15 protein-coding genes are annotated in these 20,753 nt (G+C 64.3%); 10 read left to right on the forward strand and 5 right to left on the reverse strand.

The window, feature by feature from the left end:
- Window positions 1–26: 26 nt before the first annotated feature.
- Window positions 27–2,657, reverse strand: a complete 2,631-nt coding sequence (locus tag FBY31_RS12240; RefSeq protein ID WP_200833363.1) for a trehalase-like domain-containing protein — start codon at window positions 2,655–2,657, stop codon at window positions 27–29.
- A 366-nt stretch (window positions 2,658–3,023) separates the two neighbouring features.
- Window positions 3,024–4,013, reverse strand: a complete 990-nt coding sequence (locus FBY31_RS12245; protein ID WP_142041188.1) for an LLM class flavin-dependent oxidoreductase — start codon at window positions 4,011–4,013, stop codon at window positions 3,024–3,026.
- 140 nt (window positions 4,014–4,153) lie between these two features.
- Between FBY31_RS12245 and FBY31_RS12250 the strand changes: the two genes are divergently transcribed.
- A complete protein-coding gene (locus FBY31_RS12250; RefSeq protein WP_142041191.1) occupies window positions 4,154–5,026 on the forward strand; it encodes an aldo/keto reductase in 873 nt (290 codons plus the stop codon).
- Between the two features lie 31 nt (window positions 5,027–5,057).
- Window positions 5,058–5,756 carry a type 1 glutamine amidotransferase domain-containing protein gene (locus tag FBY31_RS12255; RefSeq protein WP_142041194.1) on the forward strand — a complete coding sequence of 233 codons (699 nt, stop codon included), beginning with the start codon at window positions 5,058–5,060 and terminating at the stop codon, window positions 5,754–5,756.
- An 85-nt stretch (window positions 5,757–5,841) separates the two neighbouring features.
- Here FBY31_RS12255 and FBY31_RS12260 read toward each other — a convergent pair whose 3' ends face one another.
- Window positions 5,842–7,887: a PxKF domain-containing protein gene (locus FBY31_RS12260; RefSeq protein ID WP_142041197.1), complete on the reverse strand. Its 2,046-nt coding sequence runs from the start codon at window positions 7,885–7,887 to the stop codon at window positions 5,842–5,844.
- A 321-nt stretch (window positions 7,888–8,208) separates the two neighbouring features.
- Here FBY31_RS12260 and FBY31_RS12265 point away from each other — a divergent pair, with 321 nt between their 5' ends.
- The 5 genes from FBY31_RS12265 to FBY31_RS12285 all read left to right on the forward strand — a co-directional run bounded on the left by FBY31_RS12265 (window position 8,209) and on the right by FBY31_RS12285 (window position 14,911).
- Window positions 8,209–9,192: an ABC transporter substrate-binding protein gene (locus FBY31_RS12265; RefSeq protein WP_142041200.1), complete on the forward strand. Its 984-nt coding sequence runs from the start codon at window positions 8,209–8,211 to the stop codon at window positions 9,190–9,192.
- 127 nt (window positions 9,193–9,319) lie between these two features.
- A complete protein-coding gene (locus FBY31_RS12270) occupies window positions 9,320–9,958 on the forward strand; it encodes a TetR/AcrR family transcriptional regulator (RefSeq protein WP_142041203.1) in 639 nt (212 codons plus the stop codon).
- 99 nt (window positions 9,959–10,057) lie between these two features.
- Window positions 10,058–11,575, forward strand: a complete 1,518-nt coding sequence (locus tag FBY31_RS12275) for an aldehyde dehydrogenase family protein (RefSeq protein WP_142041206.1) — start codon at window positions 10,058–10,060, stop codon at window positions 11,573–11,575.
- Window positions 11,576–13,219: a GMC family oxidoreductase gene (locus tag FBY31_RS12280; RefSeq protein ID WP_142041210.1), complete on the forward strand. Its 1,644-nt coding sequence runs from the start codon at window positions 11,576–11,578 to the stop codon at window positions 13,217–13,219.
- Between the two features lie 90 nt (window positions 13,220–13,309).
- A complete protein-coding gene (locus tag FBY31_RS12285; RefSeq protein ID WP_142041213.1) occupies window positions 13,310–14,911 on the forward strand; it encodes an APC family permease in 1,602 nt (533 codons plus the stop codon).
- A gap of 292 nt (window positions 14,912–15,203) precedes the next feature.
- Here the strand turns inward: FBY31_RS12285 and FBY31_RS12290 are convergent, their stop codons facing one another.
- Complete coding sequence (locus tag FBY31_RS12290; RefSeq protein ID WP_142036849.1) at window positions 15,204–15,407, reverse strand: cold-shock protein; 204 nt, start codon at window positions 15,405–15,407, stop codon at window positions 15,204–15,206.
- Window positions 15,408–15,590: 183 nt separating this feature from the next.
- Between FBY31_RS12290 and FBY31_RS12295 the strand changes: the two genes are divergently transcribed.
- The 3 genes from FBY31_RS12295 to FBY31_RS22815 all read left to right on the forward strand — a co-directional run bounded on the left by FBY31_RS12295 (window position 15,591) and on the right by FBY31_RS22815 (window position 19,228).
- Window positions 15,591–16,448, forward strand: coding sequence for a S1 family peptidase (locus FBY31_RS12295; protein ID WP_142041216.1), 858 nt, complete (start codon window positions 15,591–15,593; stop codon window positions 16,446–16,448).
- 1,120 nt (window positions 16,449–17,568) lie between these two features.
- On the forward strand, window positions 17,569–18,321 hold the full coding sequence (locus FBY31_RS12300; protein ID WP_142041219.1) for a hypothetical protein: 753 nt from the start codon (window positions 17,569–17,571) through the stop codon (window positions 18,319–18,321).
- Window positions 18,322–19,060: 739 nt separating this feature from the next.
- A complete protein-coding gene (locus tag FBY31_RS22815) occupies window positions 19,061–19,228 on the forward strand; it encodes a hypothetical protein (protein ID WP_160142460.1) in 168 nt (55 codons plus the stop codon).
- Window positions 19,229–19,422: 194 nt separating this feature from the next.
- Here FBY31_RS22815 and FBY31_RS12305 read toward each other — a convergent pair whose 3' ends face one another.
- Window positions 19,423–20,310, reverse strand: coding sequence for a class I mannose-6-phosphate isomerase (locus tag FBY31_RS12305; RefSeq protein ID WP_235013036.1), 888 nt, complete (start codon window positions 20,308–20,310; stop codon window positions 19,423–19,425).
- Between the last annotated feature and the right edge of the window lie 443 nt (window positions 20,311–20,753).

Here is a 20,753-nt window from a genome sequence, read left to right on the forward strand (position 1 = left end):
CTCTAGGTACCCATAACGGACACCGGCTATCTTCTGCCCTGGTGTTCGTCCAGGAGCCGGGCGCACCGGATGAAGCCCAGGTGCGAGTATGCCTGCGGATGGTTCCCCAGATGGGTCTCCGTGCCGGGGTCGTACTCCTCGGGCAGCAGCCCGGTGGGCCCGAAGAGGTTCACCAACTGGTCAAACAGGTCCCAGGCCTCATCGATCCGGCCCACGGCCACATAGGCTTCAATCAGCCAGGTGGTGCAGATGTGGAACCCGCCCTCCAGGCCCGGCAGACCGTCGTCGTACCGGTACCGGAAAACAGTGGGTCCCACCCGCAGCTCCCGCTCCACGGCAGTGACGGTGTCCAGGAAGCGCTGGTCCGCAACATCCAGCAGGCCGGAGAGGCCAATGTGCAGGACGGCAGCATCAAGGTCCGGGCTGTCGTACGCCACGGTGTAGGAGTTCGCCGGCTCATCCCAGCCTTCGCGCAGCACTTCTTCACGGATGGTGGCCGCGGTTGGTGCCCAGGCCGGGTCCGGCTCGCGGCCGTGGCGGTCCGCTGTCCGCAGGGCGCGGTCGAGGGTCACCCAGCACATCACCTTGGAGTAGACGTGGTGTCGGGCTGCGCGCCGGGCTTCCCAAATGCCGTGGTCAGGTTCGTGCCAGCGTGCCAGGACGGCTGAGGCCATCTGGACCATCAGCTCCCAGTGGTCATCGGCGAGCGCGCCTTCCCGGTCACTCAGGGCATTGATCAGCTCAGCAACGGGCCCGAAGACGTCCAGCTGGACCTGGTGGTCCGCGGCGTTGCCGATCCTGACGGGGCGCGAGCCGGCGTAGCCGGGAAGGCTGTCGACGACGGCTTCCGTTGAGAGCGGCGCGCCGGTCACCGAGTACAGGGGGTGCAGCCATTCGGGGCCGGGCGCGTGTTCGAGGATCCGTCCCAGCCAGTCGAGGAATCCGGCGGCCTCTGCCGTGGAACCGAGGTCCACCAGCGCGTTGACCGTCATGGACCCGTCCCGCAGCCAGCAGTACCGGTAGTCCCAGTTCCTTGTCCCGCCGATTCCCTCGGGCAGCGACGTGGTGGGGGCCGCGAGCACGGCGCCCGTGGGCTCGTGCACCAGGGCGCGCAGCACCAGGGCTGACCGCCGCACCAGGGAGGGCTTGACGGACGGCAGGGCAAGTTTCTGCACCCATTGGCGGGCGTGCAGCGCCACTCCGGCCCGCCGTTCCGTCTCGCCTTCCGGGTCCGCCGGCTGCGGTTCGGTATCGCCGCAGCGCAGGTTGAGCACCACGGGACCGTCCTGCAGGTTCACGGATGCTGTAGCCGTGGCGTGGCGTCCGTCCGAGGTGATGCTGAAGGTGACTCCGGGGGCGAACAGGATGATCGGTTCCGAGGTGCCCACAACGTGCAGTTCACCGCCGCGGGCCTCCATGCTGAACGGGGCGTTGGCGTAGTCCGGCCGGGGGGCGAAGGTGATCCTGGCGGCGCCGTTGCCGGAGAGCACCCTGACCAGGCTGGTGATGCCGTCCGGGGCGGGCTCGAGGTAGTCCGTGACCGTGACGCCCGCCCACCGGGTTTCGACAATCATGGTGCTGTCCACATACCGCTGCCCCAGCACCTGCGAGGCCTTGACCGGCTCCACGGAGAAGTGCCCGGCCGCGTCTCCGCCCAGGATGTGGGCAAACAATGAACCGGAATCCGGCAGCGGGTGGCTCATCCAGCAGATCTTCGCATCGGGTGTCAGCAGCGCGGTGGAGGATCCGTTCCCGATCATCGTGTGCCGTTCAAGGCCCACGGCGTCCTCGCCGAAAAGCCAGGCCCGGCGCAGTTCGAAGAGGAGGGCCAGGACCCGGGCGAAGGATTCCGGGTCGCGGACGCGGTGCGCTGCGGCGGTCTCCCCCGGCCCCACCCGCAGGCCCAGGTCCGGCCCGCGCAGCGTGGCGATGGCCAGTTCGTCACTGTAGGCGTCCCCGGCGAACATGGCGGCGCTGGCTCCGAGCCGGGACCGGAGGCTCTCCAGCGCCTCGGCTTTGGACGGTTCCACCACGGACAGGTCCAGCACCGAGCCGTCCTCAATGAAGAACAGGCCGTGCACGCGGGCAATCTCCCGTGCGGTCTCCATCACGGACTCCACGACGTCCGGCGGTGCGGACCGGGTGTGGACAGAAACGGCCACGGGTTTGCGCTCTATCCAGATGCCTTCTTGGAAACCCACGGCCTCATTGAGCGCGGCATTGGCTTTCTGCAGGACGGATTCCGTGGCCAGGGTCTGGGCGTGCGCAAAGCCCATGTCCGATTCCGCGCCGTGCGAGCCAATGAGATGAACCTCCACCGGAAGGCGCGATACCGCCGCAAGATCACGGAGCGAACGCCCCGAAATGATCGCCGCATGGGTGTTGGGCAGGGCCGCAAGGGCGCGCAGGGCGATGGCCGCGCTCCCGAGCGGGAGGATCTCCGTGGAGATGCCCTCGGCATCGCACAGGGTGCCGCCGTAATTGCAGGCCACCAGCAGCCCGGGAACGCGCGCCAGGACTTTGAGCTCCGCGAGGAGGGCAGGCGTCAGCCCGCTGTCCGCCGCATCCGACGGGACGAACGCACGGAGCATCTCCAACGGGAGGGAACGGGTGAGCAGCGCCGAATCCGCCACGCTTTGGTTCAAATGCGTCGGCATCCGCGGACCCCTTAGGCAGGACCAGGCCGGGAATTCAGCCGCTGGATTGCCTGCGGACTCCCGGTTGGTGCCCCTCCCTGGAATCCCAGCGATCCCAAGGGGGGCAGTTCCCATCCTCAGCCCCGGCGGTTACCCCCGAAAGTCCCCTTCATTGCGTATGTGTAAAAGTCCCGGAAATGGGCACCGGGCTTGCCTCAGCCCGCGCCGCTGTCACGCGGGGCATTCTCTAGGACCACGACGGCGGTGCCCGCCGCGCGAAACCGGGGAACCCGCCGCGCGAACCCGGGGAACCCGCCGTCGCGCTTTCCTAATAGGGCGCGGGGCGTGACGGCCAATGAGCTGCCCCGGCCATAGGGCGCCCGGCGCCTAGACCCTCGCCAGCCCGGCGGCCTGGGCCAGGAGTTCCACAGACCTCAGCCGCGCCTCGGTGCCGGTGCTTTGGTGCGCCACGATGAGTTCGTCGGCATCGGCGTGCTTGCCGAAGCCGTCCAGGTAATCGAGGACGACGTCGGGCGTGCCCACCGCGGAGTAGGTCATCATCTGCGAGACGTGCTGGCCCTGCGGGGAGTCGAGGATCATGTCCGCTTCGTCGTCGGTGAACTCGCGGCCGCCGCCGAAGAACAGGGACACGCGGGCACGCTTGGTGGCCTGCATCATGGCCTGCGCCTCGGAGGCGGAATCGGCAGCGATCACGTTCACGCCGGCGATCACGTGCGGCGCGTCCAGCTGCGCCGAGGGCTTGAACTCCCGGCGGTAGATGGCCACGGCATCCTGCAGGGCGTTGGGGGCAAAGTGGGAGGCGAATGCGTACGGCAATCCCAACTGGGCGGCCAGCCGCGCGCCGAACAGCGAGGATCCCAGGATGTACAGCGGCACGTTGGTTCCCTTGCCCGGGGTGGCTTCAACGCCCTGGATCCGGGTGGGGCCGGTGAGGTAGCCCTGCAGCTCCAGGACGTCCTGGGGGAAGCTGTCCGCGGACATGGGGTCCCGCCGCAGGGCACGCATGGTGTTCTGGTCGCTGCCCGGTGCACGGCCCAGGCCGAGGTCGATCCGGCCCGGGTGCAGGGTCTCCAGGGTGCCGAACTGCTCGGCGATGGTCAGCGGCGAGTGGTTGGGCAGCATCACGCCGCCGGCACCGAGCCGGATGCTCTCGGTGTGCGCGGCAACGTGGGCGATCAGCACGCTGGTCGCCGAGGAGGCGATGGAGGACATGTTGTGGTGCTCGGCGTACCAGACCCGCCGGTAGCCCAGTTTCTCGGCGCTTTGCGCCATGGCCACGCTGCCCGCGAAGCTCTCCGCCGCCGTCTGGCCCTTGCCGATGGTTGCCAGGTCAAGGATGGAGAGGGGAAGAGTCACGGTGAGTGCCGGCCTTTCAGAACGTTTTGTAGGATGTGCCGGCCCAGTCGCGGCGGGCACGGAAGGCATAACGACGGCGGAGGCCGGCTTATTTCTGTGACTTCCGGAATACTCAGCAGACTGATGATGTTGCCGCCCCTATGAGCCTTGAAACAACGAACCAGTTGGAACTGTCCGCAACGATCGATGTGAAGGACCTGGGAACCGTGCACCGGCTCGGCTTTGGTGCGATGCGCATTGTGGGCGACGGCGTCTGGGGCGAGCCCGCGGACCGCGCAGCCGCGGTGGCCGTGGTGCGACGCGCCGTCGAACTCGGCGTGGACTTCATCGATACCGCAGACTCCTACGGCCCGAACATCAGCGAGGAGATCCTCGCCGAGGCCCTGCACCCGTACAAGGACGGGCTGAAGATCGCCACGAAGGTGGGGTTCACCCGCACGGGGCCCAACCGGTGGATTCCCGTGGGCCGGCCGGAATACCTCCGCCAGCAGACCGAACTGAGCCTGCGGAAGCTGAAGGTTGACAGCCTGGACCTGCTGCAGCTGCACCGGATCGACCCCAAGGTGGACGCCGAGGAGCAGTTCGGGGTGCTCCGCGAACTCCAGGACGAGGGCAAGGTGCGGGCGCTGGGCCTTTCGCAGGTCAGTGTTGCTGAACTTGAGGCGGCCGGTAAGTATTTCACCGTTTCGACGGTGCAGAACCGCTACAACCTGACGGACCGGAGCTCGGAGGATGTGCTGCGGTATTCGGAGGAGAACGGGATTGGGTTCATCCCGTGGGCGCCGATTTCGGCGGGCGAGCTTGCGCTGCCGGGCGGTCCGTTGGACGAGGCCGCGAAGCGCCTCGGCGCCACCACGTCGCAGGTCGCGCTGGCTTGGCTGCTGCGCCGCTCCCCCGTGATGATGCCGATTCCAGGCACCGGCTCGGTGAAGCACCTTGAGGAAAACCTGGCCGCCGCGGGCGTCACGCTCGACGACGATACCTACGCCGAGCTCGAAGCTGCCGGCGAGTAGGCCCCGCAGGACAACGAACAGGAGCAGCACTATGGCAAACATTTTGATGGTTGTTTCAGCAGCAGATTCGCTCACCATGAAGGACGGCAGCGAGCACCCCACCGGTTACTGGGCGGAGGAACTCGTGGTGGCCCACCAGACGCTGATCGGCGCCGGACACACCGTACATATTGCGACCCCGGGCGGCGTCCGGCCCACGGTGGACCAGGTCAGCCTGGCTGCGGAGTCGGCGGGCGGCGAGGAACGGGCAAAAGGATTCCGGGACTATCTGGCAGCCATCGACGCCGAGCTCTCGCACCCGCTGGTGCTCGCCGGCGTCGACATCTCCGCCTACGACGCCGTGGTGATGCCCGGCGGCCACGGCCCCATGGCCGACCTGTACAAGGACGCGGACCTGGGCCGGCTGCTGGTGGCGGCGGACAGGGACGGCAAAATCATTGCGCCGTTCTGTCATGGTCCCGCCGGGCTGCTCAGCGCAACGGACGACGACGGCAAATTTGTTTTCGCCGGACGTCGCCTCACGGTCTTCACGAATGAGGAGGAACTGGGCGGCGGCACCGGCGAAAACACACCGTGGCTGGTGGAGGACGCGCTGAAGGCAAAGGGCGCGCTGATTGAGAACGCGGCGGCCTGGAGCTCCAACGTGGTCCGGGACGGCAACCTCATCACGGGCCAGAACCCGCAGTCCAGCGAGGACGTGGCCAAGGAAGTTCTAAAGGCACTGGGCTGACCCCGTCGGACAGAGAAGTGGCCCGGTCTGATCGACCGGGCCACTTCTCTACGGCGAACGTCGTTGGGCGCCGCCGCTGTTGGCGCTACTTCAGCTTGAAGCTGGCGCTGATTGAGCTGCCGTCGTCCGCCGTCATTACGAGCCGGTAGCAGTTGCCTGTCCCCGTCGGCGTCTTCCAGTTGTACACAAACTGGCCTGCGGTGGCGTCATAGCGGAGAGAGGTGCTCCCTGTAGTGACCGTCTCGATGGCATCCTGTGGGCTGAGCAGCGAGCACTGGATCGGCTTCATGGCGAAGGATGCCAGAGCAGGATCGGTGAGTTCGGTGTCACCGGCAAAGATTTCGAACTTCGCCGGGACCGTGCTGCCGCCCTTGACCGTGTTCAGGACACCCTCCATATCGATCGGCTGGTAGAAGCCCTTGAGCGTCCACGCCTTGACCTCATAGGACTGGGTAATGATGGTTTCGTTGCCTGCCTTGTCGGTTGCCTTCGCAGTCAGCGTGTGACCGCCTACCGCGGAGCTGTAGCCCTCGACCTTGCAGTCGCCAACGAGCCCGGACAGCTCATCGGATGCGGTGCAGGTGGGTTCTGCCGGCGTCGATCCGTAGTAGCTGTCCGCGACTATCGAGTCGAAGGTCACGGTGGGGGCCGTGAGGTCGATCTTGAAGGTCTGCGACGCGGCACCCGCCGGGGTGGTGTTACCGGCGTCGTCGCTAAATGCCGGACTCTCAACCTTTACAGCTTTGCCTTCGCCTTCCGACGTTGCTGTCTGGGTTGCGGTGAGGGGGCCGGAGGTGACATCAGTGCCTGTAAAGGTGGCTACGACATCGCTGCGGTACCAGTCATCGGCACCAAGGGTGCCCGACGCATCTTTATATTCGACGGTCGGCGCGGTCTTGTCGATCTTGAAAGTCTGGGTGGCTGCCCCGGACGGGGTGGTGTTGCCGGCAAGATCCGTAAACGCCGGGCTGTCGACTTTCACGTCGACGCCCTCGCCGGAGGACGTTACCGTCTGGGTTGTGGCAAGCAGGCCGGAGGTAGCGTCAGTTCCGGTGAAGCTGGCCTCGACGTCAGAGGTGTACCAGCTGTTCGTTCCCTCGGTTCCGGTGGCGCCGGCAGAAGCAACGGTGGGTGCCGTTCCATCCTTCTTGAGATTTACGATGATGGTCTCAGAAGTTCCGCCGGCGCTCGTCGCGGTGCAGCTGTAGTCCTCCGCGACCTGGTCTTCGGTGATGATCTGGTCCTCGCAACCCGTCCTATGCACAGTGCTGGTCGAATCCTCTTCGATGACGATCCATTGAACTGCCACGTCGGTGTTGTACCAGCCGTTGTCACCGTCCGGGTCTGCGGGCGTCAAGGTGTAGGACACTTTGGGCGCCGTCTCGTCCACGATGTTGTACGTGACGGAGCTCACGAGCTTGAGTCCGCCCGTGTCCTCGTGGCTGCAGGTGGCTTCCTGGGTTCCGATGCCGTTGGCAGCATCAGGTCCGGAGAGGCTGCCAAGTGTAGCGTTGAACGAATTAGCGCCGTCTTCCTTATCTACAACATCGCAGACAGCGGTGGGGACGGTCCCCTTCTCGTAAGAGCCGCCGTTCGTTACGCCTGAAATGCTCAGGACAGGCGCCGTGTTCGAAGGTGCTGGCGCGACCACGTTAACCGCAAATGTCGCCGGCCCAACATCAAATGAACCTGTCGAGGTGTTGCTGACGATGGAAGCTGTAATAGTCGCAGAGCCTTCACCGACAGCGCTTACGGAGAGAGGCTGGGTGAAGCCGCAAGATGTAAAGGTGGCAAGGGACGGTGACACAGTCGCCACAGCAGGATCGCTGGAAGCGATACTAAGCGTGAGGGTGCTTGACCCGGTCAGATTACAGCCGTTCTTGCCATCGCCGTTCGTCTCCACCAATGCCAGCGTGGTTGAACCCTGGGCACCACCTACGTTCAACGCCATGGTTTCGGCGGTTGCGTCCACGGAGCCGTCAAGCGTGTTTTTTATGTCGTCTGCCCAAGCGATGCCGGAACCCGCCAGCGCCAGCGCCCCTGCTGCAACCGCCGCAGCAACCCTTGTGCTGTGTCGCCTCAGCAGGCCCTTCCCCTCAGCAAAAGCTTTCCCACTTGGCGAACCGTTCATCTGCGTCTCCTCAAAGCAATACGCCCACCTTGGCGCAACGTACTTCACGGTAGGGGCGCGCGGACGTTCAGCACACGCGTAATCGCCCACCTGTCTTTACTCCCCGGGTACTCGATTTCTTAAGCAGTACTCAAACGGCACTACTTGGTTCAGGCGGTGGTACCCGCTTCCCGAATATGACCGCCGCGGTCCTCCCGTGACCTGCCGTTACTCCCCGCATCTCCGGGTTTCATCGACTTTGATTCGCCTGCTCGCGCTGCCGGATAGTTGCTGCAACGAGCACACTCCGTCGCATCCGCTACCTATCTCCAAGGAGGAAAAATGGCCATTATCAAGGCGAAACCGGCTGCCGCCGTGGCCCTCACCATCACCGCACTGCTGGGGCTGGCTGCGTGCGCTGATCCGGGCGCGACGGCGGCGGCAGCACCGACGTCGGGATCCTCCACCACGGCAGCAGGCAAGACCTTCAACCTGTCCCCGCAGCAGGACCGCTTCAAGGTCTCAGTGGACGCTGACGCCGCCGCGCTGGTCCCCGAAGCCATCAAAGCCGACGGCAAACTCACGGTCGTGAGCACCGGCGGCACGGCCCCGCTCAGCACTTTTGCCACGGACAACAAGACTCTGATCGGCAGCGAGGTGGACATTGCTTACGCGGTGGGCGAGACGCTGGGGCTGGAGGTGGAGGTCCTTCCTGTCGCCTGGGCTGACTGGCCCCTCGGCATCGAGTCCTCCAAGTACGAGGCCGTGCTGTCCAATGTGACTGTCACCGAAGCCCGGAAGGAGAAGTTCGATTTCGCCACCTACCGGAACGACCTGCTGGGCTTCTACGCGAAGAGCGACTCGGACATCGGCGGGATCAAGGAGGCCAAGGATGTTGCGGGCAAACGCGTCATCGTTGGCTCCGGCACCAACCAGGAAGCCATCCTGGTGCGCTGGGACGAGGAGAACAAGAAGAACGGCCTGAAGCCGGTTGAGTTCCAGTATTACGACGACGACTCCGCCTCCACGCTTGCCCTGCAGTCCGGCCGCGCGGACCTGACCTTCGGACCCAATGCCGGGGCCGCCTACAAGGCAGCGCTGGACGGCAAGAGCAAGCGTGTGGGAACCCTCAACGGCGGCTGGCCGCTCACTGCGCAAATCGCGTTCACCACGAAGAAGGACAACGGTTTGGCCGTCGCCGCGCAGGCCGCGCTGAACGAACTGATCGAGAACGGGACCTACGCCAAGATCCTGGACCGCTGGGGCCTGTCTTCCGAGGCGATCCAGAAGTCCGAGCTGAACCCGGCGGGCCTGCCCAAGAAGTAAGCGGACCTGGCGACGAATGAATCCCCGCCCTGCTCCGGCAAGGCGGCGATTCTTCGCGTTCTCCCCGCGGCCTTCCGCGGCCTGGTCCGGAAGTGCACTCCTGCAGGTTTGGCAATAGTCTGGCGGGATGGGGACAACTACCGTGAACAATGGCGAACAGATCGACAGGCAGTCCCGCATTCTTGAAGCGGCCCTCGATCTGCTGTCCCGCCACGGTATCTCCGGCGTGAGCATGCGGGCCGTGGCCCGCGAAGCCGGCGTGGCACTGGGCTTGGTGAACTACTACTACGACGACAAGACGAGCCTGATCCGGGCGGCCCTGCACCGCGTCGACGAGCACGACCTGATGCTGGTGGCACCCGACCCGTCGTCACTCCCTGACGAGCAACTGCGCAAGGCATTGCGGCGGGTTGCGGCCGCCGACCTCCTGACCACCCGCTACCTGTCCTTGCGCCTGCACCTGTGGGCCCTCGCGCAGGCCGACGAAGACTACGCGCAGATCAACGCTGCTGCCTTTGGCCGCTATATCGATGGACTTGCGGCGCTCGTCTCTGAAGCCCAGCCCGGGATGCCATGGGAGGAATGCCGGGCGCGGGCCTCCGACATTGTGGTGATACAGAACGGCATGTGGCTGACCTCGCTTCTTGGTGTGGACCAGGATTCCATCGAGCGAAGCATTGCCCGTACCGAGGAGATCGCCTTCGCCCCGCCGCAGGACAACGCTGGCGGCAAAAAGCCCAGCGAGGACGCAGTCCAGGAGCGATAAGCCCCGCGGCATCCCGCGCCACAATCAGCAGCAAGTAATATTGAACGACTGTTCAAATTGCTATTGAACACTCGTTCAACTTCTATTACTGTCCTCCGTATGACTTACGCCACACCGTCTCCGGACGTGACAGCATCCACCTTGTTCATCAACGGCTCGTGGGAACCGGCAGCGTCAGGCGCCGTACGCCACATCCACAACCCTGCTGACGGCGAGCTGGCCGCTACCGTGTCCGAGGCCGGCCGGGAAGATGCCGAGCGGGCCATTGCCGCAGCCCGGGCGGCCTTCGACTCCGGTATCTGGTCAAGTGTCCCGGCTCCCGAGCGCGGCACCTTCCTGCTCAAGGTCGCGGCGGAACTGCGGGAACGCCGTGAGAAATTCGCCCGCGCCGAGTCCTTGGACACCGGAAAGCGGATCGTCGAAAGCCGCATCGACATGGACGACATCGCCGCCTGCTTCGAGTACTTCGGCAGGCTTGCCGGGCAGCAGGCGGGACGCATTGTCGACGCCGGGGACCCCGCCGTCGTCAGCAAAATCGTCTACGAACCGGTGGGTGTCTGCGGCCTGATCACGCCGTGGAACTACCCCCTGCTCCAGGCCGCATGGAAGATCGCTCCGGCACTGGCCGCCGGCTGCACCTTCGTCCTCAAGCCGTCCGAACTGACCCCGTCCACCGCCATCCTGGCCATGCAGCTGCTCCAGGACCTCGGCCTGCCGGACGGCGTCGCCAACCTCGTCACCGGACCCGGCGCCGAGGCGGGCGCACCGCTCTCGGAACATCCCGCCGTCGACCTCGTCTCCTTCACCGGCGGCCTGGAAACGGGCAAACGTATCGCCGCGGCCGCAGCCGGAACCGTCAAAAAGGTGGCGCTGGAGCTGGGCGGCAAGAACCCCAACGTGGTGTTCGCCGACGCGGACTTTGACGCCGCCGTCGACAATGCCCTGAACGGGGCCTTCGTCCACTCGGGCCAGGTCTGCTCGGCGGGGGCACGGCTGGTGGTTGAGGAATCAATAGCGGAACGCTTCGTTGACGAGCTGGTCCGCCGGGCGCAGGACATCCGCCTCGGCGGCCCCTTTGACGAAGCCGCCGAAACCGGGCCGCTGATCTCCGCGGCCCACCGGGACAAAGTCGACGCCTATGTCCAGCGCGGCCTCCAGGAGGGCGCGCGGCTGCGGACCGGCGGGGCGGCGCCTCAGGGAGAAAAGTTCGACGGCGGGTTCTACTACCAGCCGACGGTCCTGGACCGCGTTCAAAAGGGAATGTCCGTGGTGGTGGATGAAGCATTCGGCCCCGTGGTGACCGTCGAGACGTTCCGCACCGAGGACGAGGCCCTGGCCACCGCCAACGACACCATTTACGGGCTGGCCGGCGCGGTCTGGACCCAGGACGCCGGCAAGGCGCAGCGTGTGGCATCCCGGTTAAGGCACGGCACTGTCTGGATCAATGACTACCACCCCTACCTTCCCCAGGCCGAGTGGGGCGGCTTCGGCCAGTCCGGCGTCGGCCGCGAGCTGGGCCCTACCGGCTTCGCCGAATACCAGGAAGCCAAGCACATCTACCAGAACACCAGCCCCCAGGTGACCGGCTGGTTCGCTGACCACGGCAAGGAGAACTAGATGCACTTCGACGACATCGAGGACCTCAGCGAGCGCGGGTTCGACTACATCGTCATCGGCGGCGGATCCGCCGGGGCGGCCGTGGCAGCGCGGCTGAGCGAGGATCCCAAGGTGACCGTGGCCCTGGTGGAGGCCGGGCCGGATGACCGCAACATCCCCGAGATCCTGCAGCTGGACCGCTGGATGGAATTGCTGGAATCCGGCTACGACTGGGACTACCCGGTGGAGCCGCAGGAGAACGGCAACTCCTTCATGCGCCACGCCCGCGCCAAGGTCATGGGCGGCTGTTCCAGCCACAACTCCTGCATCGCCTTCTGGGCACCACGCGAAGACCTGGATGAGTGGGAATCCAAGTACGGGGCCGCCGGCTGGAACGCTGACGCTGCCTGGCCGCTGTACAAGCGGCTGGAAACCAATGAGGACGCCGGTCCGGACGCGCCGCACCACGGCGACTCAGGCCCCGTGCACCTGATGAACGTGCCCCCGGTGGATCCTGCCGGCGTCGCGCTTTTGGATGCCTGCGAGCAGGCGGGAATCCCCCGCGCGAAGTTCAACACCGGAACCACCGTGGTCAACGGCGCCAACTTCTTCCAGATCAACCGCCGCGCGGACGGCACCCGCGCCTCCAGCTCGGTCTCCTACATCCACCCCATTATCGAGCGCGCGAACTTCACCCTGCTCACCGGCCTCCGCGCCCGCCAGCTGGTGTTCGACGCGGACAAGCGCTGCACCGGCGTGGATGTGGTGGACTCGGCGTTCGGCCGGAACTACCGGCTCACGGCGCACCGCGAGGTCATCCTGTCCACCGGTGCCATCGACTCGCCCAAGCTGCTGATGCTTTCCGGCATCGGCCCGGCCGCGCACCTCGCCCAGCACGGGATCGAGGTCCTGGTGGACTCCCCCGGCGTGGGTGAGCACCTGCAGGACCATCCCGAAGGCGTGGTGCAGTTCGAGGCGAAGCAGCCCATGGTGCGAACGTCGACGCAGTGGTGGGAGATCGGCATCTTCACCCCCACAGAGGACGGGCTGGACCGGCCGGACCTGATGATGCACTACGGATCGGTCCCGTTCGACATGAACACCCTCCGGCACGGCTACCCCACCACGGAAAACGGCTTCAGCCTCACCCCCAACGTCACGCACGCCCGCTCCCGCGGCACCGTCCGGCTGCGCAGCCGCGACTTCCGTGATAAGCCGATGGTGGACCCGCGCTACTTCACGGATCCCGAAGGCCACGACATGAGGGTGATGGTGGCCGGCATCCGCAAGGCCCGCGAAATCGCCGCCCAGCCTGCCATGACTGAATGGGCGGGGCGTGAACTCTCCCCTGGTGTCGAGGCGCAGACCGACGAGGAACTGCGGGACTACATCCGCAAGACGCACAACACCGTGTACCACCCGGTGGGCACCGTGCGGATGGGGCCGGCCGACGACGGGATGTCACCGCTGGATCCCGAGCTGCGGGTCAAGGGCGTCACCGGACTCCGGGTCGCGGATGCGTCCGTCATGCCTGAGCACGTCACCGTCAACCCCAATATCACCGTCATGATGATCGGCGAGCGCTGCGCGGACCTCATCCGCGCCGGCCGGTCCGGCGAAACCATGGCTATTGAAGAAATGGAGCTCACCGCGTCCCTCGCCTGAGAGGCGGGGTCCGGCGGCAGGGCATCAACCTTCCATTTGCCACGGCCGGCCGGTTATCACTATCGTGCTTTTCTGATCTAGGAGTCCCACATGGCGGAACCCAGCAAGAGTATTGATTCAAGCGGCATGGACGAGTTTGGTTATACGCAGACCCTGGACCGGAGCATCGGCAAGTTTGCCAGCTTCGCGGCAGGCGTCAGCTACATCTCCATCCTCACCGGTGTTTTTCAACTGTTCTATTTTGGTTTTTCCATGGCCGGCCCTGCTTACGCATGGTCCTGGCCCCTGGTCTTCGCCGGCCAGTTGATGGTGGCGCTGTGTTTTGCCGAACTGGCAGGCCGCTACCCTGTCGCAGGATCGGTATACAACTGGGCCAAGCGGCTCGCCACCGGGACGTGGTCCTGGCTGGCCGGCTGGCTGCTGCTCATCTCGTCCATCGTGGCGCTCGGCGCCGTTGCCTTGGCCCTGCAGCTCACCCTGCCGCAGCTCTGGTCCGGCTTCCAGATCATCGGGGACGGGACGGGCACCTACGACTTTGCCCTCAACGGCGTGCTGCTGGCGAGCATCATGATCGCAATCTCCACCATGATCAACGCCTTCGGCGTGAAACTCATGACCAGGATCAACAGCATCGGCGTGTTCGTGGAGCTGACCGCGGCCGTGCTGCTGATTCTCGCACTGGGCTGGCACGTGGTGCGGGGGCCCGAGGTCTTCTTCGACACCGCCGGTTTCGGGGAAGGCCACGACCTCGGCTTCTTCGGCGTGTTCCTTATCGGCGCCATGGCCTCCGGCTACGTCATGTACGGCTTTGACACCGCAAGCTCCCTGGGCGAGGAAACCAAGGATCCCAAGCGGACAGCACCGAAGGCCATCCTCCGTGCGGTGACGGCGTCCTTCCTGCTGGGCGGCCTCATCCTGCTCTTTGGCATCCTGGCAGCTCCGGACCTGGGCGACCCCAAACTCGGCGCGGCCGACGGCGGCCTCCAGTACCTGGTGCTCTCAGTGCTCGGGGGCCCCTTCGGCAAAGCCTTCCTGCTGTGCATCGTGGTGGCCGTGGTGGTCTGCACCCTCGCCGTCCACGCCGCCGCCATCCGCATGATGTTCGCCATGGCCCGGGACAACAACCTGCCGTTCAGCCAGCAGCTCAGCAAGGTGGACCCCGTCCGCAGGACCCCCACCGTTGCCGCGATCGTCATCGGTGTCCTGGCCGTGATCCCGCTGGTGGTCAACGTGATGCAGCCGGCGATTTTCACCATCCTGTCCAGCATCAGCATCGTCCTGATCTACCTGTCCTACCTGCTGGTCACCGTTCCGATGCTTCGGAACCGGCTGCAGAAGAAGTGGCCGCTGGCCGATGACGGCTCCGAGCCCGGCTTCAGCCTGGGCAAGTGGGGGTTGCCGGTGAACATCCTCGCGGTCCTGTGGGGCGGCGCCATGACGCTGAACCTGGTCTGGCCGCGGCCGGAGATCTACAACTCGGTGCCGCCGTTCGAGTGGTACCTGCAGTGGGGCGGCGTGCTCTTCGTAGCCGCCGTCACCGGGGGCGGGGCCCTGCTCTACCGGCTGAAGATCCGCCATCAGACGGGGGTACTCGCGGAGCACGCGGCAGCGGTTGCGGCGCATCCATCGTCACGCTCCGACCGGGAGGTTACGTCAGCTGAAGCCCACCCTGCGGAGGCCACAGTGGCCTAGAGCCACTGCTCCCGGACCGTCAACTGGAACCTGACGGCGTTCCTCGGAAGGGTCGACGGCGGCACTCACCTCAGTGCCGCCGTCGACCCTTTCTCAACGCTTTAAGCAGGTTGACGAAACGTCGATTTTCGGCGTTCAACATGCAGGCGAAGTCCGAAGGAGCAACCACGTTTCAAGGGTTTAGGGCTTACCGGACCGAAGAGAACGCGATTAAAATGACGGGGCAGGCTTGGCGTTGAGGGAACAAAAAGAAAGCTGGCCAGCATGTGCCGGCCAGCTTCTTGATAACCGCTTAGAGCGGCTGGATGTTCTCCGCCTGCGGACCCTTAGGGCCCTGGGTGATGTCGAACTGAACCTTCTGGTTCTCGTCCAGGGAGCGGTAACCGCTGGAGGCGATTGCCGAAAAGTGTGCGAACACGTCAGCGCTTCCGTCGTCGGGGGCGATGAAACCGAAGCCCTTTTCGGCGTTGAACCACTTGACCGTACCTGTTGCCATGCTTGTTTCCTTCACGGGTCGCGAGCCGGATCCGCTTTTCGGATTGCCGTCCCCGCCACTCACCCCATGAGCCTATGGGCTAGCAGTGGGGGCGGGCAAGAGAATGGTCAAAGGCTGGACTCCTGGAGGACGGGGCACACGACCTTGCAGGCCCATTCAACTTCGGGGAGGTTGAATGGGTAAATGACCGAAATACCGATATCCGCACCGACTTACAGATCCCTGTTGTTGAAGCTTTACTGGCTGAATCCCGACAACGAATACAAGGAGCTTTCGACAGGCACCGGGTTCCTAGTCCAGCATGAATTTCGAGACTACTTGATAACCAACCGGCACGTTCTTTCGGGCAGAACCACGTCGGGAGAGTACATCTCCTCTCACGGGGTTGCCCCGACGCACGTCCGGATTCTTCATAATTCTGTTTGGAAGCTAGGCGAGTACATCGAGCTGGAAGAGCCCCTATTTGACGAGCCGGATGTCAATCAGCGTCGACCACGCTGGCTCGAGCACCCGCGCGGATTCAAGGTGGATGTCGTTGCGCTGCCTGTAACCCGGGACGGCAAGGACTACAAAAGTCAGATAATTCGGCATAGATATGAACTACCTGATACCACCGCTCCGAGGCCCTACCTTCGCCCGTCCGATACGGTGCACATCGTTGGGTTCCCCTTCGGTCTCACTTCTCACGGGTCCTTCGCCATCTGGACCAAGGGCTCAATGGCATCAGAACCCGAGCTTGACTACGGGGATGCTCCCCGCTTCCTAGTCGATGCCCGGACTCGAGAGGGACAGTCGGGTTCACCTGTGATTGTCCACTTTTCGTCGAATACCCCGCCGATGATGTTCACAGACAACACAATGAGGAGTCATATTGTTGAAAAGTCATACCTGTTGGGCGTCTACTCGGGGCGAGTGAACAAGGCATCCGATATAGGCATTGTGTGGAAGGCTTCAATCGTGGCAACCATCCTGAAGAAGCAGCTTCGCAACCCACTGCCTGCTGAGGACGAATATACGGATTCTTTGATTCCGACACTCTAAGTCTGGTGTATTCCAGCTATCGGTGCCGGAAGGCTGGCTCACAGTAAATCCTCAGGTTTGGGGCACATAATTGACCGAAGCTCCGGTCAACCGCTATTTGATTGGAGCTTCGCCATTGCAGGCCCCCAGGCAGGATTGAAGTCGCGCCCGAGCGCCGGGGAAGCGCCGCAAGTTGTTCGTTTTGGGCCGGCCCTTGGATTATCGTTGCGATTCCTGGCTGCGACGCAAGGATTTAAGAGGGCGCAGGGAGTCTTCAGGGGACCCCCTGTCAGCCCTAGCTTTACATAATCTCCGTTATCGGCGTTTGAGTACGAGAGTAGAAGTAGCTGCGAGACTCCTGTTCCATGACTAATCGGTGTTTCGCTGACGACCTGCCGAGCCGGACTCCGGCAGCTCAACCCGGGACGCTATTATTCGTAGGGCTTTTCGAAGTAGAGCGAATAGGGGCTCAGATGCAACACATACGTGAACATGCGGACTATGAGGCATTTTGCGCCTTGGCGCGCATTGCTCTGGAACGCACGGCGGATCGCTTACTCGCCAATTCGTTTACGGACCTGCTTTCGTTGGACAGCAGGTGGCACCCCAACGGCTTTGCGGTATTTCATGTGGACGATCATCACGACCTTGGACAACTGCGCCTCCATGTTTGGCCCGACACTGGGAGGGTTAGGCGGCCTGACGACGCCCCGATTCATACTCATGTTTGGCACCTCTGCAGCCGCATCTTGGTTGGGACCTATTCCGAGACTCTCTATAAGACGTCAGGTCCCGGGGTGAGCGGAACCACGGAATACCACAGTGCTGACATCGACTACCTAGTCGACAAAGATACTTTCACCGCGCACGGCAAAGCGTTTCTTCGGCCGGTTCTGACGACCAATGTTTCCGGGAGTGGGTTCCACGAGGTTCCCGCAGATGTCCCCCACGAAACGCACATAGGGGAAAGGTCATTCGTTGCGACTCTATTGCTCACATCTCCCCCAGTGTCGGAACGGGCCACAATGTACGCCTCGGATGAAATCCGGCCGAGTACGTACGAGCGTCCCGCACTCAGCTATGAGCAGAAAAAGGGGCTCCTTAGTCGTTTGGAACAGGAACTCAGGATGAGGGTATCGCGTTGAGGGCAGTTCGCATCTGGGCACTACATGGATTCAAAAAATTCCTCAAGCGCATCGATTTCTGGGCCCTGATCGTGGCTGCCGCCTATTTCACGTTCGCAGGCTTGACGAGCAAGCGATATGAGGAACTAATCCCCATCATCGTTGCCCTGCTTGGCTTGCTCGCGGTATCCCAATTCAGAAATCGTGGAGATGTCGTGGACGAGGTCAAAACCTGGAATCGGGAAAGGACAGACCTCTTTTCGTTCAAGTTCCCGCAAAGATATTTGGATGCTCAATCCAACGTCTCACACAGCTACTTCTACACGGGTGCAACGATGCGACGCACGATAACGAACATGCACGAACACCTCACGCGCATCCTGGAACACCGCGGTTCAGTTCAAATACTCTTACCAAACCCCAGTAATGAGCGCCTGTTAGGGATAATTGCCGAGACTCATCCCACCAAGGATGCCCAGGGCATCAAGGCCGACATCGAGAATGCGCTGCGGCTCGCCCAAGAGTTGGAACCAGGCAAAGGCGCCGTCAAAATCCGCACCATTGACTTCGTGCCACATATCGGAATCAATGCCATGGACGTCGACTTGCCGGACGCGTTGATCATGGTCCAGATGTACGAGTTTAAAGGGAAATCCGAACGTGCGCCGATCTTCCTTCTGGACAGAGATGACAAGGAGTGGTTCAAGCACTTTAAGGAGCAGATCGATCGCCTGTGGAATAGCGGCACGGACTACCCGCCTACTATGTAGCCTTAGCCTCCGCAACCTTTGGCTACTGCGCGCGACGCGGCCATCGATACCGAACTCGTCAGCTTCACCATGGCTCGGGAACTCGTTTAGAGAAACCTCGGAGTCGCCGTCCCACCCGAATCGCCGGTCCGGGGGCACCCGGCGTCAGCCCGTGCACCAGCACCAATCACCAATGCCGACCTGAACTGGAGGACCCAGCTCGCCCAATCTATGGCACGCACGCTCCCCACAGCAGTAACCGTCCTGATTCAGGCGCTCACCGGCACGGCACCACCGGACTGGAATGACCGTCCAGGCATCCGTCTGCCAGCCTGGTTCTGGACACCGGCGCATGCGGGCGGACGGGCGGCAGGACTTGGAGATCATGAGGTACGGGATGCTCAGCCACTTCTGCCGGATCGTGGACGGTCCGCTCACGACGGTTCGCCCCAAACCGGACACCCGGCCCAGCTCGGGGCGGGTGAGGGCACGCCGAGTCCGGATCAGATCGAGGATTATGGACAAGGTCTCGCCGTCCACCACCGCACTGGCGCCCCTATCCATCTCCACCTCCACTCCTTCGCCGAACACGACCCGGCCCCTTTTTGATTGTAGAGCCTTGATTTCTGCTTACAACGGTACTAGTTGTCATCGTTATCCTGGCCCCGGCGAGGTGAACCGGTCCGGGGTGGTCGACGCACTCTACGAGGTCACGAATCCTGGGTCTGGCCCACACGGAGACAGTGATTGCATCTAGCTCGTGTCACAGACATCTCGCGGGCCCCGTGCGGGCATCGTCGGCATGGGATTCATCGGGCAGGTTCACGCGCAGGCCGTCGCCCGTTGCGGCGGGGCCCACGAAGCCGACACCAACTCGACGGCACCGCATGTTTTCAGCGGCGCCGAAGGTGCGTTCAAGGCCGACTAGCACGTCATCTGGCGAGAAGCCGCCCGCGGTGCACAGCGTTGGTGCCACCGACCGCCCGAGCTCGCGGCAGCCTCCCCTCGTGGCCGCCGCCTGAACCGGCTCCAGCCGGATGTGCTCTCCTAATGGTCCGGAGGGCACGTCCGAGTGTGTGTGCCTGGTCGTCATGGCCGCTCCGACCCGGACGTCGGCCGTGGTCAGCTGGGACCGAGGGCGCGCACGACGCGCAGGAGACCGGTGGTGGCCTGGTACCGGTGGTCCAGCGTCGCTGCTGTGATGAACGCGTCGCCGGCCCGGATCGGCTCGCGGAAGCCGGGCCCTGACAGGAGGCCCTCGCCCTCCACCACGACGTTGACCGAGTAGCGCCAATCCTCAGGCGCGTAGGAGTCCGCGACAGCCAGCAGCCGCGCCTGGAAGCATGGGGCAGCCGATGCCCCAAGGAGGGCGACCTCCTGGTCGGGAGCGATCGTCTGAAACAGTCCCTGCGGTTGGAAGGCCTCGAGGGCCTGCTCGCGGGCTTGGGGGGCGACCTTGAAGCACGACAGGGCCGTTTCGGTCGTCAGACCGCCGGTGCCCGACGCCTCGTCGGGGACGACCCCCTTCCACTCGGCCAGAATCCCGAGGTCCGCGGGCTCCTGGATTTCGATGAAGAACGTACCGCCGCTGATGTAGTGGGGAACGCCCGGGGGAACCAAGACCACGTCGCCGCCTTTGATCGGCGTCCTGTGGACGAGGTCTACCAGCGCCTGCCGGTCCTGGGCGGCGAAAGCGTGCCGGAACTGCTCCTCGGTAACTCCCTCACGGAAGCCGATGCCGGCGTAAGCCGGCTCGCCATCGGTTCCCGGGGCGTCGACGATGATCCAAGCCTCGGTCTTGCCGCATGGGCTGGCGAAGTGGGTCTCGGCGAAGGCGCCGTCTGGGTGGACGTGCAGTGGGACGCGGTCGCGGGGCGCGACAAGCTTGACCTGGAAGCGCGGATCCGCACCCCAGCGCTCCGTGTCGGCGCCGAGCCACTTCTCGGGGGCCTCTGAGATCAACCGGGGGAGAGATACCCACTCCCCGTCAGGCATCTGGACCCGTGTCACTCCCTGCGTGCCGCCCTCGGGATGCGGGGAGCGCGAGTCGATGCAGGAGCCGACCCAATCCTCTGCCCAGCGGCTGTCGGCCGGGGAGGAGAGCCCGCGAAACCGACGCCACGCCCCACCGCCCTCGTAGAAAGTGTGGACCGGGTTCGGATCCAGGCGGAGGGGTAGTGCGGCCAGAGCCGCGGAGCGGGAGTCGTGGGCCTCAGTCATCGGTACCTCGTCAGGTGTGTTCGACCGGGTGGCCCGGCCTCGGTGTGGGTATCGGCGCGCTCGGCGGTACGCCCTGCGGTGAGTCGACGAGAAGAGGGCGGGGTCTCCTCGGCGCCGCCCCAGCCCGGTCCTCGTGCTCGACCCGAAAAGACGCCGTCGAAGCCCGCGCAGGAGCGCGCGAAGCGTACTGCCGGTGAGCCCCCAGGGAGCGACCGGACCGACCTATGCGCGGA

The organism is Arthrobacter sp. SLBN-100 (assembly GCF_006715305.1).
GTDB lineage: Bacteria > Actinomycetota > Actinomycetes > Actinomycetales > Micrococcaceae > Arthrobacter.

Excerpts from the sequence above, each read along its gene's own strand:
- FBY31_RS12240 (WP_200833363.1), bottom strand. The coding sequence starts at position 2,657 with ATGCCGACGCATTTGAACCAAAGCGTGGCGGATTCGGCGCTGCTCACC.
- FBY31_RS12250 (WP_142041191.1), top strand. The coding sequence starts at position 4,154 with ATGAGCCTTGAAACAACGAACCAGTTGGAACTGTCCGCAACGATCGAT.
- FBY31_RS12255 (WP_142041194.1), top strand. The coding sequence starts at position 5,058 with ATGGCAAACATTTTGATGGTTGTTTCAGCAGCAGATTCGCTCACCATG.
- FBY31_RS12260 (WP_142041197.1), bottom strand. The coding sequence starts at position 7,887 with ATGAACGGTTCGCCAAGTGGGAAAGCTTTTGCTGAGGGGAAGGGCCTG.
- FBY31_RS12265 (WP_142041200.1), top strand. The coding sequence starts at position 8,209 with ATGGCCATTATCAAGGCGAAACCGGCTGCCGCCGTGGCCCTCACCATC.
- FBY31_RS12270 (WP_142041203.1), top strand. The coding sequence starts at position 9,320 with ATGGGGACAACTACCGTGAACAATGGCGAACAGATCGACAGGCAGTCC.
- FBY31_RS12275 (WP_142041206.1), top strand. The coding sequence starts at position 10,058 with ATGACTTACGCCACACCGTCTCCGGACGTGACAGCATCCACCTTGTTC.
- FBY31_RS12280 (WP_142041210.1), top strand. The coding sequence starts at position 11,576 with ATGCACTTCGACGACATCGAGGACCTCAGCGAGCGCGGGTTCGACTAC.
- FBY31_RS12285 (WP_142041213.1), top strand. The coding sequence starts at position 13,310 with ATGGCGGAACCCAGCAAGAGTATTGATTCAAGCGGCATGGACGAGTTT.
- FBY31_RS12290 (WP_142036849.1), bottom strand. The coding sequence starts at position 15,407 with ATGGCAACAGGTACGGTCAAGTGGTTCAACGCCGAAAAGGGCTTCGGT.
- FBY31_RS12295 (WP_142041216.1), top strand. The coding sequence starts at position 15,591 with ATGACCGAAATACCGATATCCGCACCGACTTACAGATCCCTGTTGTTG.